The sequence below is a fragment of the Mycobacterium sp. E740 genome (genome assembly GCF_001672895.1).
GTDB lineage: Bacteria > Actinomycetota > Actinomycetes > Mycobacteriales > Mycobacteriaceae > Mycobacterium.
The window spans coordinates 1-19,744 of sequence record NZ_LZKP01000045.1; the positions used below are offsets into that span (position 1 = coordinate 1).

The window sequence follows — 19,744 nt, forward strand, 5'->3', positions numbered from 1 at the left end:
CTGGAACGCCTGCCACAGCTGGCCGCGACGCTGTTTGGACGCCGCTTTACGGGCCGCCTTGGCCTCGGCCTTCGCGGCCTTGACGGCCTCGGGGTTGCGGGATTTCGCCATTGCTTCAGGATACGGACGCGGATTTGGCCTGGGCGTACAACCGTCCCGCGCGGTACGACGACCGCACCAGCGGGCCGGCCAGCACGCCCGCGAAGCCGAGCCCTTGGGCGAACCGCTCGTGCTCGACGAACTCGTCGGGGTGCACCCAGCGCTCGACCGGATGGTGGCGCGCCGAGGGCCGCAGGTACTGGGTGATCGTGACGATGTCGCACCCCGCGTCATGCAGATCTGTCAGGGCGACGCGCACCTCGTCGGGCGTCTCACCCATGCCGAGGATCAGGTTCGACTTGGTGACCAGCCCGTGGTCGCGAGCCGCGGTCAGCACCTCGAGGCTGCGCTCGTAACGGAACGCCGGCCGGATCCGCTTGAAGATCCGCGGCACCGTTTCGACGTTGTGCGCCAACACTTCTGGGCGCGCCTCGAAGACCTGTCGCAGCAGCGCGGGATTGCCGTTGAAGTCGGGGATCAGCAACTCCACGCCGGTGTTCGGGTTCAGTTCCTTGATCGCGCGCACCGTCTCGGCGTAGAGCCATGCGCCGCCGTCGGGCAGGTCGTCGCGGGCGACGCCGGTCACCGTCGAGTACCGCAATCCCATCGCCTGCACGCTCTCGGCCACCCGGCGCGGCTCGTCGCGGTCGAGGTCGGCCGGCTTACCGGTGTCGATCTGGCAGAAATCGCATCGCCGGGTGCACTGCTCACCGCCGATGAGGAACGTCGCCTCGCGGTCCTCCCAGCATTCGAAGATGTTCGGGCAGCCGGCTTCCTCGCAGACCGTGTGCAGGCCCTCGCGTTTGACCAGCGCCTTGAGTTCCTTGTACTCCGGACCCATCTTCGCGCGGGTCTTGATCCACGGCGGCTTGCGCTCGATCGGCGTCTCGGCGTTGCGGACCTCGAGACGCAGCAGCTTTCTACCTTCAGGCGCGACAGTCACTACGTCAATGCTACTGACAAGCGGCCGTCGAGCGCATCGCACACGGCGTCGGCCACCGGAGCGATGACGTCGGTGACGCCGACGCGGCGGCCCAGTTCGGCGGTCAGCGAAGTGACCCCGGCGTCGGTGATCCCGCAGGGCACGATCGCCGAGAACGCGCCAAGCTCGCAGTCACAGTTCAACGCGAAGCCGTGCAGCGTGGTTGCGCGCGCCACCCGGATGCCGACGGCGGCGATCTTGCGGGCGGGGTCGTCGCCGGCGGGCACCCACACCCCGGAGCGGCCCTCGACGCGTCCGGTCTGCACACCGAAGTCGGCGCAGACGCGGATCAGTGCCTCCTCGAGGCGACGCACGAAGTTGACGACGTCGAGGGGCTCGGTCAGCCCGACGATCGGATAGCCCACCAGTTGTCCGGGGCCATGCCAGGTGATCTTGCCGCCGCGGTCGGTGTCGACGACGGGCGAGCCGTCGGTCGGTCGTTCCTCGGGCAGTGTGCGTCGGCCCGCGGTGTAGACCGGCGGATGCTCGAGCAGTAGCAGGGTGTCGGGGCCGCCTGCCAACCGCTCGTCGGCGATCTCGCGCTGCAGCCGCCAGGCGTCCTCGTAGTCGACCGAGCCCAGCACGCGCACGTCGATCGGTGCCGTCACCGACCGAATGGAACCTGCCACAACGACGACGCTACTCCCGCGGTCCGGTGGCGAATGCCAATGCCTCGCCAATGGTGTTGTGGTGGAAGGCGAATCCCGCCCGTTCCAGCGCGGCGGGAATGGCGCGCTGACCGCCCAGCAGCCCCTCGTCGGCGAATTCTCCGAGGACGGCACGCAGCGCGAAACCCGGAACCGCAAGCGGCGTAGGCCGGTTGACCGCGCGCCCCAGCGCCGCGGTGAACTCGGCGTTGGTTACCGGCGCGGGGCCGGTGAGGTTGACCGGTCCGGACAGCTCGTCGTGCGATATCGCGAACAGCAGCGCGCGTACCTCGTCCTCGAGGCTGATCCACGGCATGTACTGGCGGCCGTTGCCGAGCCTGGCGCCCAGTCCGAGGGAGAACAACGGCTTGAGCCGGCCGAGGACGCCGCCCGCCGGAGCCAACACCAGGCCGGATCGCACCAGCACGACCCGGGCGCCGTCCTGTCGCGCCGCCCAGGTGGCGGCCTCCCAATCGACGCAGAGATCCGAAAGGAACCCCTTGCCGGCCGGGACGGTCTCGTCGGTGATCTGCGCACCAGTGTCGCCGTAGAAGCCGACCGCGCTGGCGTTGACGAGCACGGGCACGCCGGCCTCGGCGACCGCGGTCGCAAGCACTTCCGTAGGCCCGATGCGGCTGTCGCGCAGGCTCTGCTTGAACGCGCCCGACCACCGCTTCTCGCCGACGTTGACTCCGCAGAGGTTCACCACGGCGTCCACTCCGGACAGCGTCCCGGGGTCGAACTCTCCGGTATCCGGGTTCCAGAACACCTCGTCGGCGTTCGACGGCGCGCGCCGAACGATGCGCAGCACACGGCGGTCGGTGGCACGCAACGCGTACACCAGCGCCGTGCCGATCAGACCGGACGATCCCGCGATCGCGATGACGGCTTCGGACACGACAGGCGCAAGCCCTTCCCTCTACAGACCTAGGTCCGCCTCGAATGCGCCTTCCTCGAGCCGGCGCTTGACAGTGGTGAGGAAGCGCCCGGCATCCGCGCCGTCGATCAGCCGGTGGTCGTAAGTCAGCGGCAGGTAGCACACCGAGCGCACCCCGATCGACTCGTTGCCGAACTCGTCGGCGATCACCCTGGGCCGCTTGACGATAGCGCCGGTGCCCAGCATCGCCGCTTGCGGCGGCACCAGGATCGGTGTGTCGAACAGGGCGCCCTGGCTGCCGATGTTGGTGATCGTGAACGTTCCACCGGACAACTCGTCGGGCTTGAGATCACCGGATCTGGCGCGCGCGGCGATGTCGGCGATCGCCCGGGCAAGTCCGGCCAGCGACAGGTCACCGGCGTTCTTGATCACCGGCGAGAGCAGGCCCTGCTCGGTGTCGACGGCGAAGCCGAGATGCTCGGCGTCGTAGTAGGTGATCTCCTTGGTTTCCTCGTTGTAGCTGGCGTTGACATTCGGATGCGCCTTCAGCGCGTCGACGACAGCGACCGCGATGAACGGCAGGTACGTCAGATTCACGCCCTCGCGTTCGGCGAAGCTCGCCTTGGCCCGTGCACGCAACGACACGATCCGGGTCATGTCGACCTCATGGGTCTGCGTCAATTGTGCTGTCGCCTGCAAGGATTCGCGGGTCTTCTTGGCGGTCAGCTGCCGGATCCGGTTGGCTTTCTGGGTGGTGCCGCGCAGGTGCGCCAGGGGAGCGGCCGACGACTTGCTCGGCGCTTCGCCGGCCGGTTCGCTCGTTTTCGCCGCGCCGGTCGAGGCCGCCGGCGCCTTGTTCGCCTCGGCCGCCGCCAGCACATCCTGCTTGCGGATTCGCCCGCCGACACCAGTGCCTTTCACGCCGGCGAGGTCAACGTTGTTCTCCGCTGCGAGCTTTCGCACCAAAGGGGTGACGTAGGGGCCGGAATCGCTCGACGGCTGCGGCTCCGACTTGGATTCGGACTCCTTCTCCTGCTTGGGCTCCGGCTCCTTCTCCCGCTTGGGCTCGGGCTTCTTCTCCTGCTTGGGCTCGGGCTCCTCTTCGGGCTCGTCCTCTTGCTCGGGTTCCTGCTCCTGCTTGTCCTCTTGCTCGTCCTCTTGCTTGGGCTCCGGCTTTTCGTCCTTCTCGTGGCCCTCGGCCTCGTCGCCCTCGTCGCCCTCGCCCTCGTCGTCCTGCTCGGGTTCGGGCTCGGGTTCCGAATCCTCCGCGGCGTCGGCGTCACCGATCTTGGCCAACTCGCCGCCCACCTCGACGGTGTCGTCCTCCTCGGCGGTGATCGACAGCAGCGTGCCCGCCACCGGCGAGGGGATCTCGGTGTCCACTTTGTCGGTCGACACCTCCAGCAGCGGTTCGTCGACCTCGACGGTGTCGCCGACCTTCTTCAACCAGCGGGTGACGGTGCCCTCGGTGACAGACTCGCCGAGTTCGGGCATCAGCACCGGTGTGGCGTCACCGGACGACTTCGACTTCGAGCCAGACTTCGATTCGGACTTGGATTCCGACTTCGATTCCTTCTCGGAGTCCTGCTCGGGTGCGTCCTCCTCCTCGGCCGCCGGTTCCGACTGCGCGGCCGGCTCTTCCGCGGGCTTCTCGTCATCAGAGTCGCCGGAGTCGTCGTCATCGCCGGAGTCCTCGTCGCCGGAGTCCTCGTCGGCGGAGTCGCCCGAGTCATCGGAGTCCTCGTCGGCGTCGCCGATCACGGCCAACTCGCCGCCGACCTCTACGGTGTCGTCCTCTTGGGCGATGATCTTCTTCAGCACGCCCGATGCGGGCGCGGGGATCTCGGTGTCGACCTTGTCGGTCGAGACTTCCAGCAGCGGCTCATCTTGTTCAACCGTGTCGCCTTCTTGCTTGAGCCAGCGGGTGACAGTCCCTTCGGTCACGCTCTCGCCGAGTGCAGGCATCTGTACGGAGATGGCCATGTGATTGACTCCTCGCTCCCTTGAACGGTCGGTCAGTCGTGCTGGGTCGATGTCTCGTGCGAACCCATCCTGTCACGTCCGGCCGCGCTGTTCGCCGCAGACCGTCGGACCCGACGCTCTGGCACTATCGAGACAGGTGAGTCGAAAGGGAGTGCGGAGGCCAGTGGGAGTCCTCGACAGATTCCGGCGCGGTAGGCGCGCGGGCAGGGGGACGGCTGACGATCCCGCTGCAGACCTGAACTACCTCCACCAGTGGGTCGCCGACCATGCCGGCGTCGAGGCGTTCGTCGAACCGAAGACCACCGTCACCGACATCACCGTCGTGCTGGTGGCCGCCGACGGCGAGTGGACGCGGCGGCGGGCCGGCGGCGACGCGGGCGCGCGGCGGCTCTCCGTCCGGCTACAGATACCGGTCTACGACGTGCAGAAGGTCGGCTACCCGCAGCGGATGCGGGACTACGACGAGCGCAGACGCATCGAACGCAGGCGCGCGGAGCGACAGGAGCTCGAGGACTCCTGACGAACGCTTGCGCGAGGAACAGACAGTACTGACGAACGCTAGCGTGAGGAAAACACGGCGCTGATACGGTACCGGCGGTTCGACCAAGTCACGGGAGGTGTGATGGGGGAGATCGCGCAGCGGTTCGTCGACAGCTCGGATGACGTGCGGATCGCGGTTCATGAAGAAGGTAATCCGGACGGCCCGACGCTGGTGCTCGTGCACGGCTGGCCGGACTCGCACGTCTTGTGGGACGGCGTCGTGCCACTGCTGGCCGACCGGTTCCGCATAGTGCGCTACGACAACCGCGGCGTCGGCGATTCCACTGTGTCCAAGCGCGTTTCGTCCTACCGGATGTCACAGTATGCAGACGACATCGAGGCGGTCATCGCCGCCACCAGCCCGGGCCGACCAGTGCACGTGATCGCTCACGACTGGGGCTCGGCGGCCATGTGGGAGTACCTCGCCCGGCCCGGCGCCGCCGACCGCGTCGCGTCGTTCACCTCGATCTCGGGCCCCAGTATCGACCACCTCAACCGATTCATCACCGGCGCACTGATGCGCCCCTGGCAGCCGCGACGCTTCGTGCGCGCCCTGAGCCAGTTCTTGTCCTTCGCCTACATGGGATTCTTCTCGATTCCCGGCATAGCGCCGCTGGCCGTACGCGGCTTCGTCGCCGACCTGGTGCGACAGATCCTGCTGCTGCGCGACGGGATCCCCGCCGAGCAACTGCATCACTCGGCGACCTACAAGAACGACGCCGCGAAGAGCATCAAGGTCTACGGCGCCAACTACCTGCGGTCGATGAAGCCGGGACGCGCCGACCACTACGTCGACGTTCCCGTGCAACTCATCGTCAACACCAAGGATCCGTTCGTGCGCCCGTTCGTGTACGACGACACCGGTAAATGGGTGCCGCGATTGTGGCGCCGCGACATCGCCGCGGGTCACTGGTCGCCGATGTCGCACCCGCAGGCGATCGCTCGCTCTGTCGAACAACTCGTCGACTTCCTCGACGGCAAGGCGCCCACGCGTGAACTCCTGCGCGCCCAAGTTGGCCGCCCGCGCGAATCCTTCAGTGACACACTGGTTTCGGTGACCGGCGCGGGCAGCGGTATCGGCCGCCATACCGCGCTGGCTTTCGCGCGCGAGGGCGCCGAGATCGTCGTCAGCGACATCGACGAGGGAACCGCCAAGGAGACCGCCGCCCAGGTCGCCGCGCACGGTGGCGTCGCGCACGCCTACACCGTGGACGTATCCGACGCCGATGCCGTCGAGCGGTTCGTCGACCGCGTGTGCGCCGAACACGGCGTCCCCGACATCGTCGTGAACAACGCGGGCGTCGGGCACGCGGGAATGTTCCTCGACACGCCACCCGAGGAGTACGACCGCGTGCTCGCGATCAACTTCGGCGGAGTCGTCAACTGCTGCAGGTCTTTTGGGCGTCGGATGGTCGACCGCGGACTCGGCGGCCACATCGTCAACATCTCGTCGATGGCGGCCTACTCGCCGCAGCAGTCGATGAACGCCTACGCGACCAGCAAGGCGGCGGTGTTCATGTTCGGCGACTGTCTGCGCGCCGAGTTGGACCAGGCCGGCGTAGGCCCCACGACGGTATGTCCCGGCGTGATCGACACGAACATCATCCACACCACCCGGTTCGACGCGCCGGCCGGCAAGCAGGACAAGGTCGAAGTGCGCCGCGCCCAATTCGAGAGCGTGTTCGCGAAACGGCGCTACGGCCCGGAAAAGGTTGCCAAGGCGATCGTCTCGGCGGTCAAGAAGAACAAGCCGATCCGGCCGGTCGCTCCCGAGGCGCACATCGTCTACGGCGTCGCGCACCTGTTCCCGCAAGTGATGCGCAGCACCGCGCGCGGCAGGGTCCTCTAGCGACCAAACCGACGTTTTGGCGGATTTGTGCAGGTGAAAACCGCCATTTCGTCGGTCTCGGCGCAGTGACTCAGCCGTTGGCGGCGATGTCCTCCAGAACCGCGAACATCGTGCGCGTCGGTACACCGGTTCCGCCCTTGCCCGTGTAACCCCACGGGCCGCCGGTGTTGTAGGCCGGGCCGGCGATGTCGATGTGGGCCCACTGCACGCCCTCGGGCACGAACTCCCGCAAATACGTTCCCGCTACCAGCATTCCGGCGTACCGCGAACCGCTGACGTTGGCCAGATCGGCGACCGTCGATTTCAGGTCGTCCTTGAGTTCCTCCGGAAGCGGCATCGGCCAAGCGTTCTCGCCGACACCCTGAGAGATCCGCGCGACGCGGTCGCGGAACTCGTCGCTGCCCATGACCCCCGGCGTGCGGGCGCCGAGTGCGACGGTCTGGGCGCCGGTCAGCGTCGAGGTCTCGATCAGGTAGTCCGGCTCGTCCTCACCGGCCCGCACAATCGCGTCAGCCAGGATCAACCTGCCCTCGGCGTCGGTGTTGAGCACCTCGACCGTGATGCCGCCGTACTGGGTCAGCACATCGCCGGGCCGCTGCGCGGTGGCCGACGGCATGTTCTCCGCCATCGGCACCGTGGCGACGACGTCGATCGGCAGTTTCTGTTTGGCGGCGAGCACCACGGTCGCGATGACGGCCGCGGCGCCACCCATGTCCGAGGTCATGTGGTGCATGTTCGCCGCGGGCTTGATCGAGATGCCGCCGGTGTCGAACGTGATGCCCTTGCCCACCAGCGCAACTCGCTTACCATTGCGCTTCGCGCCCTTGTGAGTCAGTCGCACCAGCCGCGGCGGCCGCGACGAACCCTTGCCGACGCCGATGATGCCGCCGTAACCCGCTTTCTCCAAGGCCTTCTCGTCGAGAACCTCCACCTCGAGGCCGACGCTGTCTCCCAATTCCTTTGCCCGCCGGGCGAACTCAGCGGGAAAGAGGTGACTTGGCGGGGTGTTGACCAGATCTCGAGCGGTGGCGACCGCGGCCGCGATATCGGCGGCTCGCTGCGCGGCATCTGGCTTCGTGTCCGACGTGAGCACGGTGATCTCGCGCAGGCCCGCGTCTTTCGGTGCGGTCTTCTCGCTGCGGAAGTTGGCGAATCGGTAAGCGCCGAGGATCAAGCCCTCGATCGCCGCGGTCAGGTCGAGATCCGACAGCGTGGTCACCACCGCTTCCGTGCCGTTCAGTGACCGGGCCGCGACGCCGGCGGCGCGGCGGATCACGTCGGCGGAGTAGTGCTCGCGTTGCTTGCCCAGCCCGACCGCCAACACGCTGGCCACCGGCAGCGACGGCGCAACGACGCGGGTGATCTGCTCGCTACCGCCCTTGGCGCCGAGCGCCTCGAGCGCGGCCTCGATCTCTGCAACCGCCGCGGCGTCGAGAAACGGACTCGGCACCACCTTCGCCGACGAGTCATCGTTTCCGTTGACCACCGCCACGATCAGCACCGAACTTCCGGCTTTGCGTTTGGGCAGCGACGAGCTGGCGGTGACGGTGGGGACCTGGTATCCGGCGGTTGCAGCGCTCACGAACCCCCACCCTAGCTTCAGCCGACGACACGCAAGTCGTAGGCCGTGACGGGGCCCTCGAACCCTTTGAGCGTCAGCGGATTCAACGGCGTCGCGGGCCGGTCGGGCAGCTCATCACGCAGGTCGGAGCCGGCGAGAACCTGCCCGGGTGCGGCGGCGCTCACCAACCGCGCGGCGAGGTTGACCGGGGTGCCGAAGTAGTCGCCGCCGATCGCCAGCACCAGGCCGTACCCGAGGCCCGCCCGCACCCCCAGGCCGGTCTCCCTCGCCCGCGGATTCTCGACCAGATCGACCGCGACCTTGACCAGTTGTTCGCGCGTCGAGGTCACCCACATCACCTCGTCACCGATGAACTTGACCACTCGGCCGCCCCCGGCATGCACCACATCGCTCACCTCGCCGCTGAACTCGACGAGCAGCTCGGCCAGTTCCGTGGGTGTGAGCCGCTGTGTCAGCGCCGTGAACCCCGACAGGTCGGCGAACCCGACGCCGCAGGTGACGCTTGCCGACGCATCGTGGATCACGCCCTCGAAGTACGCCCTGGCGCTGGTGATGTGGTGGCGCCACACCGAGTCCATCAGCGCCGAGATACCGGGCACCAGTTCGGCGACCGCCCGGTACGCGCGAGCCGTCGTGAGCTCGTCGTGGGTATGCGTCATCAGCAGGTCGGGCTGCGCCAGCCGGATCATCGTGCCGCTGGCCTCGGCGAGGCGCGCCATCGTCGCACCGATGATCCGCAAGAAGGTCAGCGCCGCGTCGGCGCCGGTCACCGCACTGATCGTGCGCCACGACGCCAGCGCGTCGACGTCTGCCTGGCTGAGAACGCGCAGTTTTGGGTCGGTCACCGTGAGCCCGAGCGCTTGCCAGGCGCGGACGAGTTCGGCGAGCGGCACATCGAGCCGGTCGGCCGCAGCGCGCAAGCTGTACCTCGGTGGGCCGGACCACTGCAACACGTCACCGGCGAGGCCGAAGAGCCGGCCGCGCCGCTCGGCGTCGACCATGTCCTCGGCGCTGAACCCCAGCGAGTCGAGGTAGGCGATGAGCGGAGCCCGGGCGTGGGCGTCGGCGATTCCCGCGGCTTGCAGTGCGTCGAGGTCGACCACTGCACAAGTGTGCCAACTGCGCGGCCGCATTAGGGTGGATCGGCGTGACGCAGGCTGAGATGGACAACGTGTCGAAGGGTCCGCTCGAGGACCGCCACCGCGAACTCGGTGCGAGCTTCGCCGAGTTCGGCGGGTGGCTGATGCCGGTTTCCTACGCCGGCACGGTCAGCGAGCACAACTCGACGCGGACGTCCGTCGGGCTGTTCGACGTCAGCCATCTCGGCAAGGCACTGGTGCGCGGGCCGGGCGCCGCCGAGTACGTCAATTCCGCGTTCACCAACGACCTGCGCCGCATCGGCCCGGGCAAAGCGCAATACACGTTGTGCTGCAACGATTCTGGGGGAGTCGTCGACGACCTGATCGCCTACTACGTCTCCGACGACGAGGTCTTCCTGGTGCCCAACGCCGCCAACACCGCCGCGGTCGTCGAGGCACTGCAGGAGCGGGCGCCCACCGGCCTGACCATCACCGACGAGCACCGCTCGTACGCGGTGCTGGCGGTCCAGGGGCCGAAGTCGGCGGAGGTGGTCGGCGGATTGGGTCTGCCGACCGACATGGACTACATGGGTTATGCGGACGCGGAGTTCGGCGGCGTGGCCGTGCGCGTCTGCCGCACCGGCTACACCGGTGAGCACGGTTACGAACTGCTGCCTGAATGGGACCGCGCGAGCGTCGTTTTCGACGCGCTGCTCGACAAGGTCACGGCGGCGGGCGGCGAGCCCGCGGGCCTGGGCGCGCGTGACACCTTGCGCACGGAGATGGGTTATCCGCTGCACGGCCACGAACTCTCGCTGGACTTCTCGCCGCTGCAGGCGCGCTGCGGCTGGGCGGTCGGGTGGAAGAAGAACGCGTTCTGGGGACGCGACGCGTTGCTGGCAGAGAAAGCGAGCGGGCCGCGCAGGCTGCTGCGCGGGCTGAAGGCGGTCGGTCGGGGAGTGCTGCGCGCCGACCTCACCGTGCTCGACGGCGATCGGCCGGTGGGGGTGACGACGTCGGGAACGTTCTCGCCGACGTTGAAAGTCGGCATCGCGCTGGCGTTCGTCGACACCGACGCAGAAGTCGCCGACGGCCAGCGCGTCACCGTCGACGTGCGTGGCCGCGCCCTCGAATGCGAGGTGGTCAAGCCACCGTTTGTCGAGGCAAAAACCCGGTAGCGGTGCGGATATACAATCGCTGCATGACTGACGGCCCCCTCGAGTTCACGGTTGAGCGCAACGCGAACCCGGCGGGTGACGAGGTACGGGCGTCGATTCTGGGCAATCCCGGCTTCGGGCAGCACCACACCGATCACATGGTGTCGATCGACTACCTCGAGGGCGAGGGATGGCACAACGCCCGGGTGATCCCGTATGGGCCGATCGAGCTCGACCCGTCGGCGATCGTGCTGCATTACGCGCAGGAGATCTTCGAGGGGCTCAAGGCCTACCGCTGGGCCGACGGCTCGATCGTGTCGTTCCGCCCGGAGGCCAACGCCCGCCGGTTGCGTACCTCGGCGAACCGGCTCGCGATTCCGGAGCTGCCCGAACAGACGTTCATCGAGTCGCTGCGCCAACTGGTCGCCGTCGACGAGCAGTGGGTGCCTCCTGCCGGCGGCGAGGAATCGCTGTACATGCGGCCGTTCGTGATCGCCACCGAACCCGGGCTCGGCGTGCGGCCGGCGAACGAGTACCGCTATCTGGTCATCGCCTCACCCGCGGGGGCCTATTTCAAGGGCGGCATCAAACCGGTCAGCGTGTGGCTGTCCACCGAGTATGTGCGGGCCTGCCCGGGCGGGACCGGCGCTGCCAAGTTCGGCGGCAACTACGCGGCTTCGCTGCTGGCGCAGGCGCAGGCGGCCGACAACGACTGCGACCAGGTGGTCTGGCTGGACGCCGCCGAACGTCGCTTCGTCGAAGAGATGGGCGGCATGAACCTGTTCTTCGTGTTCGGCAGCGGTGGGTCCGCGCGTCTGGTGACCCCCGAGCTGAGCGGTTCCATCCTGCCCGGTGTGACGCGGGATTCCTTGCTGCAGTTGGCATCCGATGCGGGCTTCAGCGTCGAAGAACGCAAGATCGACGTCGACGAGTGGCAGAAGAAGGCGGCCGCCGGGGAGATCACCGAGGTGTTCGCCTGCGGGACAGCGGCCGTCATCACGCCGGTCGCGCGGGTCAAGCACGCCGACGGGGAGTTCACCATCGCCGACGGTGGCCCTGGCGAGATCACGATGGCGCTGCGCGACACGCTGACCGGAATTCAACGCGGGACCTTCGCCGACACCCACGGCTGGATGGCCCGACTCGGCTGAGCCGGTCTCGGCGCGGCTCAGCGGATCACGAGGCCCAGCGCCGCGACGGTCGTCGTCACCTCGATCGCGGCGCCGAGCACGTCGCCCGTCACCCCGCCGAAGCGCCGGATGCAGTGCCACACCAGCAGCGCCCCACACGCGAGCGCGACGATGACGCTCACCGGCCCCTGCCACAGCCGCGGGCCCGCGAACGCTGCCATTCCAGCAACCGCGACGACCCAGGCGGCGATCACCGCAATCGGCTGCGTGCCCGCGACCCCGACGCCGAGCGAACTGCCCGCAGCGGCCGGCACACCGCGCCTGCATGCCAGCACCGCCGCCACCCGGCCCCCCATCAGCGCGGCCACCAGCCCGACGGCGTTCAACTCGGAGAACGCCAAACCCTGCACCAGGACCGCAATCACGACGGTCACCACGCCGAGCGGGCCGGCCGGCCCGTCGCGCATCACGGCGAGGGCGCGCTGCGGCTCGCCGTAACAGCCGAGACCGTCGGCGGTGTCGGCAAGGCCGTCGATGTGCAGGCCACGGGTGGACGCGATCACGACCGCCACCGCCAGCACACCGGCCAGCGGGCCGGGTCCGAACGCCCACGATGCCGCCCACAGGGTCGCGGCCGCCAGTGCGCCGAGCGCCACCCCGACCACCGGCAGCGCGGTCAGCTCTCCGCGGCCGAAAGCCCTGGCCGCCGGCACGGGCATCACGGTGCCGAACGCGAAAGACCCTGCCAGAGAACGGATCACGACCTACTGATCCCCGGACGGGTCGGTGACGCCCGCTTCGTCGAACGTCGCCATCGACGCCAGCGTGGCCACCGCCGCCCGCACGACCGGCAGTGCGACCGCGGCCCCGGTGCCTTCGCCGAGGCGCATCCGCATGTCGACGATCGGGTCGAGCCCGAGCCGATCCAGCGCCACCGCGTGCGCGGGTTCGGGGGACCGGTGTCCGGCCTGCCACCAGTGCCGGGCGCCGGGCGCCAGCCGCTCGGCGATAAACGCCGCCGCCGTCACCACCAGACCGTCGAGCAGCAGCGGCGTCCGCCGCACCGCCGCCTGCGCGCAGAAGCCCGTCATCGCCGCGAGGTCCGCACCGCCGCACATCCGCAGCAGCGCGGCGGGATCGGTGCGGCTGCCCCGGCAGCGGTACAGCGCATCGCGGACGGCGGCGGTCTTGCGCGCCCAACCGGCGTCATCCACGCCGGTACCGCGACCGACCACGGCGACCGGTTCGCAGTCACTCAGCGCCGCGATCAAAGTCGTTGCGGGCGTGGTGTTCCCGATTCCCATGTCGCCGGCGATCAACAGATCCGCACCCGAGTCGACCTCCTCGTCTGCGAGGTGTCGGCCGGCCGCGATCGCGGCGCTGAGTTCGTCGGCGCTCAGCGCGTCCTCGACGGCGATGTTGCCGCTGCTGCGGCGCACCTTGTGCGCACCGATCGACGCCGAATGCGGTTCATCGACGTCGACCGCGATGTCGACGACCCGCACCGTCGCGCCCGCCGCCTCGGCGAGCACGTTGATCGCCGCGCCGCCGCGGTCGAAGTTGGCGACCATCTGCGCGGTCACGTCGGCCGGATACGCCGAAACTCCGGCCGCGGCCACGCCGTGGTCGCCCGCGAAGACCACCACCCGCGCCCGCTGGAACTGCCTTGGCGGACAACTGCTTTGACACGAGGCGACCCAGACCGCGAGGTCTTCGAGCCTGCCCAGCGAGCCCGGTGGCTTGGTCAGCCGGTCTTGGCGCGCCCGCGCGGCGGCGGCCACCTGCGCGTCCGGTGGTGTGATGGCCGGGAATTCGGTCACGCGGGCTCCTTCACCGTGACCGGCTGCCCCGCGACGACCAGCACCACCCGGTCGCAGACCGCGGCGAGTCCCTGGTTGAGTGAACCCAGTTCGTCGGCGAACCGGCGGCCGGCCGCCGTCGCCGGCACCACGGTCAGCCCGACCTCGGGGCTGACCATGGCCAGCGGGGCGCGAAACCGGCCCACCGCGTCGAGCAGGTCGTCGACGTCGGCGGCGATCGACCCGCCGGTCCAGGCTTGCGACCGGTCCATCGCCGCGGTCAGCCACGAACCGATGTCGTCCACCAGCGTCGCGATCGGCTGCTCACGCAGTTGCGTTGCCACATCGACGGTTTCGACGGTCGACCACCGGGCGTCGCGTCGTTGCCGGTGGGCGCACACCCGCGCCGCCCACTCCGGGTCGCCCGCGGGCGCGGCACCCGTCGCAAGATAGCGCACCGGTTGCGGGGCGGCCGCCTCTTCGGCGAGGGCCGTCTCGGCCCACTGCGACTTGCCCGACCGAATGCCGCCGAGCACCAAGGTGTGCACCGGGGTCAGGCGACCTTGTCGCCGCGGTTCACCTGCGGGCGGGGCGCGCGCATCCGGCGCAGCTGCGACGCGCGGCTGGCCGCGTAGAAGCCGAGCTTCCACCCGCCCTCGGTGTTGGCGGGGAACTTCGCGTCCACCAGGCGGTTGACCCGGCGGCCGAGAATGAAGCCGTCGACCACCATGACGAGGACAAGCACGAGCATCGCGGGGGAGAGCAGACGCTGCACCTCGACCGAGGGCACGGCCAGCATCACGAAGATCAAGCCCAGCGCCGACGGCAAGAACAGCCCGAGCACGTTGCGGCGGGAATCCACCACATCGCGCACATAGCGTCGTACCGGCCCCTGGTCTCGCGGCAGCAGGTAGGCCTCCTCGCCGGCCATCATCTTCTCGCGGCGCTCGGACATCTGTTCGCGGCGGGCCGCCTTCTCCGCGCGGCGTTCCTCCCGGCTCAGCGTGGCACGCATCTCCTTGCGGCGACGACGAGCTTCGGCGGCCGTCATCGGCGCCGGCGCCACCGGGCCGCGCCTGCCGGCGTCACGCTTGGGAGTCGGCCTGCCCTTGGGGGCGGTGGTGCGTGCCGCCTTGACGTCGTCGCGCAGTTCGGTCTCGACCGTGTTCTCGGACACATCCGCGCCCGGGTCGGGTTCCTTGTCCTTCTTGCGGTCTTTTCTGCCGCCCAGCAGGTTCACGCTGCCAGGCTACTTCCGCTGCGGCGGCAGCCGACCGCCTGGGGACTATCTCGGGAATAGCGGCAATACGAGGTACCGTTGACTGAGTACGCCCCACAAGTGAGGCCTTACAGGAGACCCAATGACAGTTCCGGGAGAGACGGCAACCGCCACGCACGGTGTGACCCTCACCGACGCCGCCGCCGCCAAGGCGAAGGCGTTGCTGGACCAGGAGGGCCGCGACGACCTCGCCCTGCGCATCGCCGTCCAGCCGGGTGGTTGCGCCGGGCTGCGGTACAACCTGTTCTTCGACGACCGGTCGCTTGACGGCGACCTGACCGCCGTGTTCGGTGGCGTGAACCTGACAGTGGACCGCATGAGCGCGCCCTACGTGCAGGGGGCCACCATCGACTTCGTCGACACCATCGAGAAGCAGGGCTTTACGATCGACAACCCGAACGCGACGGGTTCGTGCGCCTGCGGCGACTCGTTCAACTGAGCCGAACAGCTCAGTACTGGCCGGCCGTTCGCGGCAGGTAGGAGCACACCAGTATCTGGTTGTCCTGCGCCAGCAACTGGGCGACGGCCTGCTGCTCGGCAGTGTCCGTGCGATCGCGGCGCGAGCCGCCGGCCGGCGTGACCCGCATGGTGAAGAGCACCTGCGCCTGGTGTGGCGAGGGCATGACGACCTTGTCGATCGACGTCACCTCGGCGCTGCTGTACTGCTTGCGGAACGCATCGCCCGACAGGCGGGCCAGCGCCAGATCTGCGCGTTTTTCCTTCACCGCGTCGAAAAGCCCACACAGAGTGTGGCGCGCGACAGTCTCGGCGTCGCCGTTGGTCAGCGCGTCCAGGTACTCCTGGATCGCGGCCTTGATGGACCCCTCGTTGAGCGCGGCCGACCGCGACGTCTCGTCGCTGCCGCCGGTCATGGCGATGGCGGCCACCACTGCCGCGATCACCGCGATCGCCAGCACCACCGCCGCCACGATCGGCCATCGCCGTTTCTTTCGGTAGGGCACCGGCGGGGGAAGCGCGTCCGGATATGCCGCCGGCGCGTTCTCGGCATACGGGAACGGCTGCGCATACATTTGCGGGCCGGTCGGTCCAGCGCCGTATTCGGGCGGATAAGGACCGGTCATGTATTTGCTCCCCGGAGATCTTCGTAGGCAGGCGCCTGTCTACAGTGCTGTCTTACGAGGCGGGCATGTCTTTCTAGGCAGGTTAGCGCACTAGATTAACTAGGCGGGTTAACAAACGAAGGGTGAGAGTTCGTGACAATTGCGGTGACCGGATCGATCGCAACCGACCATTTGATGCGGTTCCCCGGGAAATTCTCCGAACAGCTGCTGCCCGAGCACCTGCAGAAGGTGTCGCTGAGCTTTCTGGTCGACGATCTGGTCGTGCACCGCGGCGGCGTCGCGGGCAACATGGCGTTCGCCATCGGCGTGCTGGGCGGCGACGTGGCGCTGGTGGGCGCCGTCGGTAGCGACTTCGACGACTACCGCAACTGGCTGGAGTCCGTCGGCGTGGACACCGAGAGTGTGCTGGTCTCCGAGACGGCCTACACCGCACGGTTCGTCTGCACCACCGACGAGGCCATGGCTCAGATCGCGTCGTTCTATCCCGGCGCCATGTCCGAGGCGCGCAACATCTCGCTCGCCGACCTCACCAAGCGCATCGGCACGCCCGAACTGGTGATCGTCGGCGCCAACGACCCCGAGGCGATGTTCCTGCACACCGAGGAGTGCCGCAAGCTCGGCCTGGCGTTCGCCGCCGACCCCTCTCAGCAATTGGCGAGATTGTCCGGTGAGGAGATCCGCAAGCTGATCGACGGCGCCACCTATCTGTTCACCAACGACTATGAGTGGGACCTGCTACTGCAGAAGTCCGGCTGGAGTGAGGCGCAGGTGATGAGCCAGATCGGGCTGCGCGTCACCACCCTGGGCCCCAAGGGCGTGGACCTCGTCAGCTCGGACGGCACGTTCATCCACGTCGGCGTGGTGCCCGAGAAGCACCAGGCCGACCCGACCGGCATCGGCGACGCGTTCCGGGCGGGCTTCCTGACCGGACGCAGTGCCGGCTTGAGCTTGGAGCGGTCCGCTCAGCTCGCGTCGCTGGTCGCCGTGCTGGTGTTCGAGGCGCCGGGCCCACAGGAGTGGAGCTGGGACCGCGACGAGGCCGTGCAACGGTTGGGTGACGCCTACGGTGACGACGCCGCCGCGGAGATCGGCAGCGCGCTCAAATAGTCACAGCTGCACGGGGTAGGTCGGCTCGCCGATCTGCGGGGTGATGCTGCGTTCGACGAAGATCGCGTGCCACAGCATGAAGATCAGCACGGTCCACAGCCGGCGGCTGTGATCGCTTGCGCCGCTGCGGTGTTCGTCGAGCATGGCGCGAACTGCGCCCAGATCGACCAACTCCGAGGCCTGTGACGTGTCGACCATCGAATGGGCCCAGTCGAGCAGTTCGCCGGCCCGCAACCAATGCCGGATCGGCACCGGAAAGCCCAGCTTCGGCCGGTTCAGCACGTGCGCGGGAACGATCGGCTCCAGAGCTCGCCGCAACGCGAATTTGGTTGTCGCCCTTGTGATCTTCTGGTCGTAGGGGAGCCGGGACGCGACCGCGAACACCTCGGGGTCGAGGAACGGCACCCGCAACTCCAGCGAGTTCGCCATGGTCATCTTGTCGGCCTTGACCAGGATGTCGCCGCGCAGCCAGGTGAAGAGGTCGACGTGCTGCATGCGGGCGACCGGATCCCAGCCCGACGACGCGGCGTAGACGGACTTGGTCACGTCGGTGTGCGTCCACTCCTGGCGGAATCCCGGCAGCACCGCCCGCAATTGGTCATCCGAGAAGCTGCGGGCGTTGCCGTAGTAGCGCTCCTCGAGCGTCAGTGAACCGCGGTGCAGCAGGCTCTTGCCGCGCATCCCCTCGGGCAGCGGTCGCGACGCGCGCCCCAGTGACCGCCGCAGCGGGCGGGGCAGATACTCGAAAGGCCGTAGCGACAACGGCTCCCGGTAGATGGTGTAGCCGCCGAACAACTCGTCGGCGCCTTCGCCGGAAAGCACCACCTTGACGTGCTTGCGCGCCTCGCGAGCGATGAAGAACAAGGGCACCAACGCGGGGTCGGCGACGGGTTCGTCGAGATACCAGACGATTTCGGGCAGGGCGGCGACGAACTCGGCCTGGCTGACGACCTTGGCGACGTGCCTGGCGCCGATCGCCTCGGCCGAGGCGATTGCGACGTCCACCTCGGAGAAGCCCTCACGCTCGAAGCCGGTGGTGAACGTGATCAGCCGCGGGTTGTGCCGCATGGCCAGAGCAGCTATCGCCGTCGAGTCGATGCCGCCGGAGAGGAACGCCCCGACCGTCACGTCGGCGCGCATGTGCTTGGCGACCGAGTCTTCGAGGACCGCGGTGATCTCGTCGTAGCGCTCCTGCTCACGGCCGGCGGCGAACGGAACCGCGGTGAACCGGGGGCGGAAGTACCGCGTCACCTCCGGCTGCGCGCCGGCGCGGATACGCGCGTAGCTGCCCGACTCGAGCCTGCGCACCCCGCGGTGCAGGGTTTCCGGCTCGGGCACGTACTGCAGGACGGTGTAGTGCTGCACGGCGCGCTCGTCGGTGGACAGGTCGATGCCCAGGGTGTCGGCGAGGTCGAGAAGGCATTTCTTCTCACTGCCCACCGCTGTGCCCCCGGGGCCGGTGGCCATGTAGAGCGGCTTGATGCCGAACGGGTCCCGGGCGCAGAACAGCTCTTCGCGCTCGGTGTCCCACAGCGCGAACGCGAACATGCCCCGCAGCCGGGTCAGCGCGTCTGTGCCCCAGTGGTGATACGCCGCGATGATCGTCTCGCCGTCACCGTCGGTGTTGAACGCCACGCCGTGCTGTGCCGTGAGTTCCTCGCGCAACTCCAGGTAGTTGTAGATCTCGCCGTTGAACACGAGCACGTAGCGGCCCGGCGCCTCCGGCGGCCCCCACCGCAGCGGTTGGTGGCTGTGCGCGATGTCGATGATCGACAGCCGGTTGAAGCCCAGCACCGCCCGGTCGTCGGACCAGGTCCCGGGCTCGTCAGGGCCGCGGTGGCGCATCAGGTGAGATGCACCCGACACCGCCTCGATCAGCGCCGGGGAGATTTCTGCGGACGGGTCACGCAACAGGGCCAGCAGTCCGCACACGGCGCCAAGTATGCCCAATCCGTCGGTGTGGAGCCCAACGGGCAGCGGGAAGGTCGAGGTGTGTTGAGACCGCCGTCCACGCGTGGTCTACGCTGCGTAGTATTCGCTGCAGGAACTGGCCGCACCGCGGTCGCGCGTTACTGACTTCTAGGAGGCTCCACGTGACACCTCGCGGGCTGAAGGCGGTGGCGCGAACGGCGTCGCTGTCACTCATCCTGGGTGCTACGGCGTTGCTGCTCAGCGGCTGCAGCTGGTCCGAGGCGCTGGGGCTGGGGTGGCCGAAGGGCATCACGCCCGAAGCGCATTTCAACCGCGAGCTGTGGATCGGCTCGGTGATCGCCTCGCTGGTCGTCGGCGCGATCGTGTGGGGCCTGATCTTCTGGACCTCCGCCTTCCATCGGGCCAAGAAGACCGACACCGAGCTGCCGCGCCAGTTCGGCTACAACATGCCGTTGGAACTGGTGCTGACCGTCATTCCGTTCCTGATCATCTCGGTGCTGTTCTACTTCACCGTCGTGGTGCAGGAGAAGATGCTGCACAAGGAGCCGAACCCCGAGGTCGTCGTCGACGTCACCGCCTTCCAGTGGAACTGGAAGTTCGGCTACCAGAAGGTCAACTTC

At 68.4% G+C, this 19,744-nt stretch carries 18 protein-coding genes and 2 pseudogenes; 7 read left to right on the plus strand and 13 right to left on the minus strand.

Annotated elements, in window-relative coordinates:
* From A5663_RS22895 to sucB, 5 genes and pseudogenes are all read right to left on the minus strand, one after another.
* A pseudogene (locus tag A5663_RS22895) lies at positions 1-111 on the minus strand (DUF4191 domain-containing protein); the annotation flags it as partial.
* A gap of 4 nt (positions 112-115) precedes the next feature.
* On the minus strand, positions 116-1,042 hold the full coding sequence (gene lipA / locus A5663_RS04445; RefSeq protein ID WP_068144384.1) for a lipoyl synthase: 927 nt from the start codon (positions 1,040-1,042) through the stop codon (positions 116-118).
* Positions 1,042-1,710 (minus strand): lipoyl(octanoyl) transferase LipB, encoded by a 669-nt coding sequence (gene lipB, locus A5663_RS04450; RefSeq protein WP_068144387.1) that lies wholly within the window; start codon positions 1,708-1,710, stop codon positions 1,042-1,044. Before lipB ends, lipA begins: the two co-directional genes overlap by 1 nt.
* Positions 1,711-1,720: 10 nt before the next feature.
* The gene (locus A5663_RS04455) at positions 1,721-2,626 is read right to left on the minus strand and encodes a TIGR01777 family oxidoreductase (protein WP_068144390.1); all 906 of its coding nucleotides are present in this window, start codon (positions 2,624-2,626) and stop codon (positions 1,721-1,723) included.
* Between the two features lie 21 nt (positions 2,627-2,647).
* Positions 2,648-4,588, minus strand: coding sequence for a 2-oxoglutarate dehydrogenase, E2 component, dihydrolipoamide succinyltransferase (gene sucB / locus A5663_RS04460; protein WP_068144394.1), 1,941 nt, complete (start codon positions 4,586-4,588; stop codon positions 2,648-2,650).
* A gap of 163 nt (positions 4,589-4,751) precedes the next feature.
* On the opposite strand from sucB, the gene A5663_RS04465 reads away from it, so the two are divergent.
* Positions 4,752-5,108, plus strand: coding sequence for an oxidoreductase (locus A5663_RS04465; protein WP_068144396.1), 357 nt, complete (start codon positions 4,752-4,754; stop codon positions 5,106-5,108).
* A 102-nt stretch (positions 5,109-5,210) separates the two neighbouring features.
* Positions 5,211-6,977, plus strand: coding sequence for an SDR family oxidoreductase (locus A5663_RS04470; RefSeq protein ID WP_068144398.1), 1,767 nt, complete (start codon positions 5,211-5,213; stop codon positions 6,975-6,977).
* A 70-nt stretch (positions 6,978-7,047) separates the two neighbouring features.
* Here A5663_RS04470 and A5663_RS04475 read toward each other — a convergent pair whose 3' ends face one another.
* Together A5663_RS04475 and A5663_RS04480 are read right to left on the minus strand one after the other, a co-directional pair.
* Positions 7,048-8,559, minus strand: a complete 1,512-nt coding sequence (locus A5663_RS04475; protein WP_068144401.1) for a leucyl aminopeptidase — start codon at positions 8,557-8,559, stop codon at positions 7,048-7,050.
* 17 nt (positions 8,560-8,576) lie between these two features.
* Entirely contained in the window at positions 8,577-9,692 is a 1,116-nt protein-coding gene (locus tag A5663_RS04480; RefSeq protein WP_156744333.1) for an adenylate/guanylate cyclase domain-containing protein, read from the minus strand.
* 29 nt (positions 9,693-9,721) lie between these two features.
* Here A5663_RS04480 and gcvT point away from each other — a divergent pair, with 29 nt between their 5' ends.
* Both gcvT and A5663_RS04490 read left to right on the plus strand, forming a co-directional pair.
* Complete coding sequence (gcvT, locus tag A5663_RS04485; protein ID WP_068144408.1) at positions 9,722-10,816, plus strand: glycine cleavage system aminomethyltransferase GcvT; 1,095 nt, start codon at positions 9,722-9,724, stop codon at positions 10,814-10,816.
* A gap of 23 nt (positions 10,817-10,839) precedes the next feature.
* The gene (locus A5663_RS04490) at positions 10,840-11,946 is read left to right on the plus strand and encodes a branched-chain amino acid aminotransferase (RefSeq protein ID WP_068144411.1); all 1,107 of its coding nucleotides are present in this window, start codon (positions 10,840-10,842) and stop codon (positions 11,944-11,946) included.
* Positions 11,947-11,963: 17 nt separating this feature from the next.
* Here the strand turns inward: A5663_RS04490 and A5663_RS04495 are convergent, their stop codons facing one another.
* From A5663_RS04495 to A5663_RS04510, 4 genes are read right to left on the minus strand one after another with little or no spacing between them, the layout of a single operon-like run.
* On the minus strand, positions 11,964-12,686 hold the full coding sequence (locus A5663_RS04495; protein WP_068144414.1) for an adenosylcobinamide-GDP ribazoletransferase: 723 nt from the start codon (positions 12,684-12,686) through the stop codon (positions 11,964-11,966).
* A gap of 3 nt (positions 12,687-12,689) precedes the next feature.
* A complete protein-coding gene (gene cobT, locus A5663_RS04500; protein ID WP_068144416.1) occupies positions 12,690-13,745 on the minus strand; it encodes a nicotinate-nucleotide--dimethylbenzimidazole phosphoribosyltransferase in 1,056 nt (351 codons plus the stop codon).
* Positions 13,742-14,272, minus strand: coding sequence for a bifunctional adenosylcobinamide kinase/adenosylcobinamide-phosphate guanylyltransferase (locus A5663_RS04505; RefSeq protein ID WP_068144419.1), 531 nt, complete (start codon positions 14,270-14,272; stop codon positions 13,742-13,744). The genes cobT and A5663_RS04505 overlap by 4 nt, the downstream gene beginning before the upstream one ends.
* Before the next feature lie 5 nt (positions 14,273-14,277).
* Positions 14,278-14,901: a DUF3043 domain-containing protein gene (locus A5663_RS04510; protein ID WP_369816588.1), complete on the minus strand. Its 624-nt coding sequence runs from the start codon at positions 14,899-14,901 to the stop codon at positions 14,278-14,280.
* 184 nt (positions 14,902-15,085) lie between these two features.
* Here A5663_RS04510 and A5663_RS04515 point away from each other — a divergent pair, with 184 nt between their 5' ends.
* Entirely contained in the window at positions 15,086-15,442 is a 357-nt protein-coding gene (locus A5663_RS04515; protein ID WP_068144425.1) for an iron-sulfur cluster assembly accessory protein, read from the plus strand.
* A 10-nt stretch (positions 15,443-15,452) separates the two neighbouring features.
* On the opposite strand, the gene A5663_RS04520 is transcribed toward A5663_RS04515, so the two are convergent.
* Positions 15,453-16,085, minus strand: coding sequence for a hypothetical protein (locus tag A5663_RS04520; protein ID WP_068144428.1), 633 nt, complete (start codon positions 16,083-16,085; stop codon positions 15,453-15,455).
* 132 nt (positions 16,086-16,217) lie between these two features.
* Between A5663_RS04520 and A5663_RS04525 the strand changes: the two genes are divergently transcribed.
* Positions 16,218-17,192 (plus strand): carbohydrate kinase family protein, encoded by a 975-nt coding sequence (locus A5663_RS04525; RefSeq protein ID WP_068144429.1) that lies wholly within the window; start codon positions 16,218-16,220, stop codon positions 17,190-17,192.
* Here A5663_RS04525 and asnB read toward each other — a convergent pair whose 3' ends face one another.
* Complete coding sequence (gene asnB / locus A5663_RS04530; RefSeq protein WP_068144432.1) at positions 17,193-19,124, minus strand: asparagine synthase (glutamine-hydrolyzing); 1,932 nt, start codon at positions 19,122-19,124, stop codon at positions 17,193-17,195. It lies immediately after the preceding gene.
* A 161-nt stretch (positions 19,125-19,285) separates the two neighbouring features.
* Between asnB and A5663_RS04535 the strand changes: the two are divergent.
* Positions 19,286-19,744 (plus strand): annotated as a pseudogene (locus tag A5663_RS04535) (cytochrome c oxidase subunit II); the annotation flags it as partial.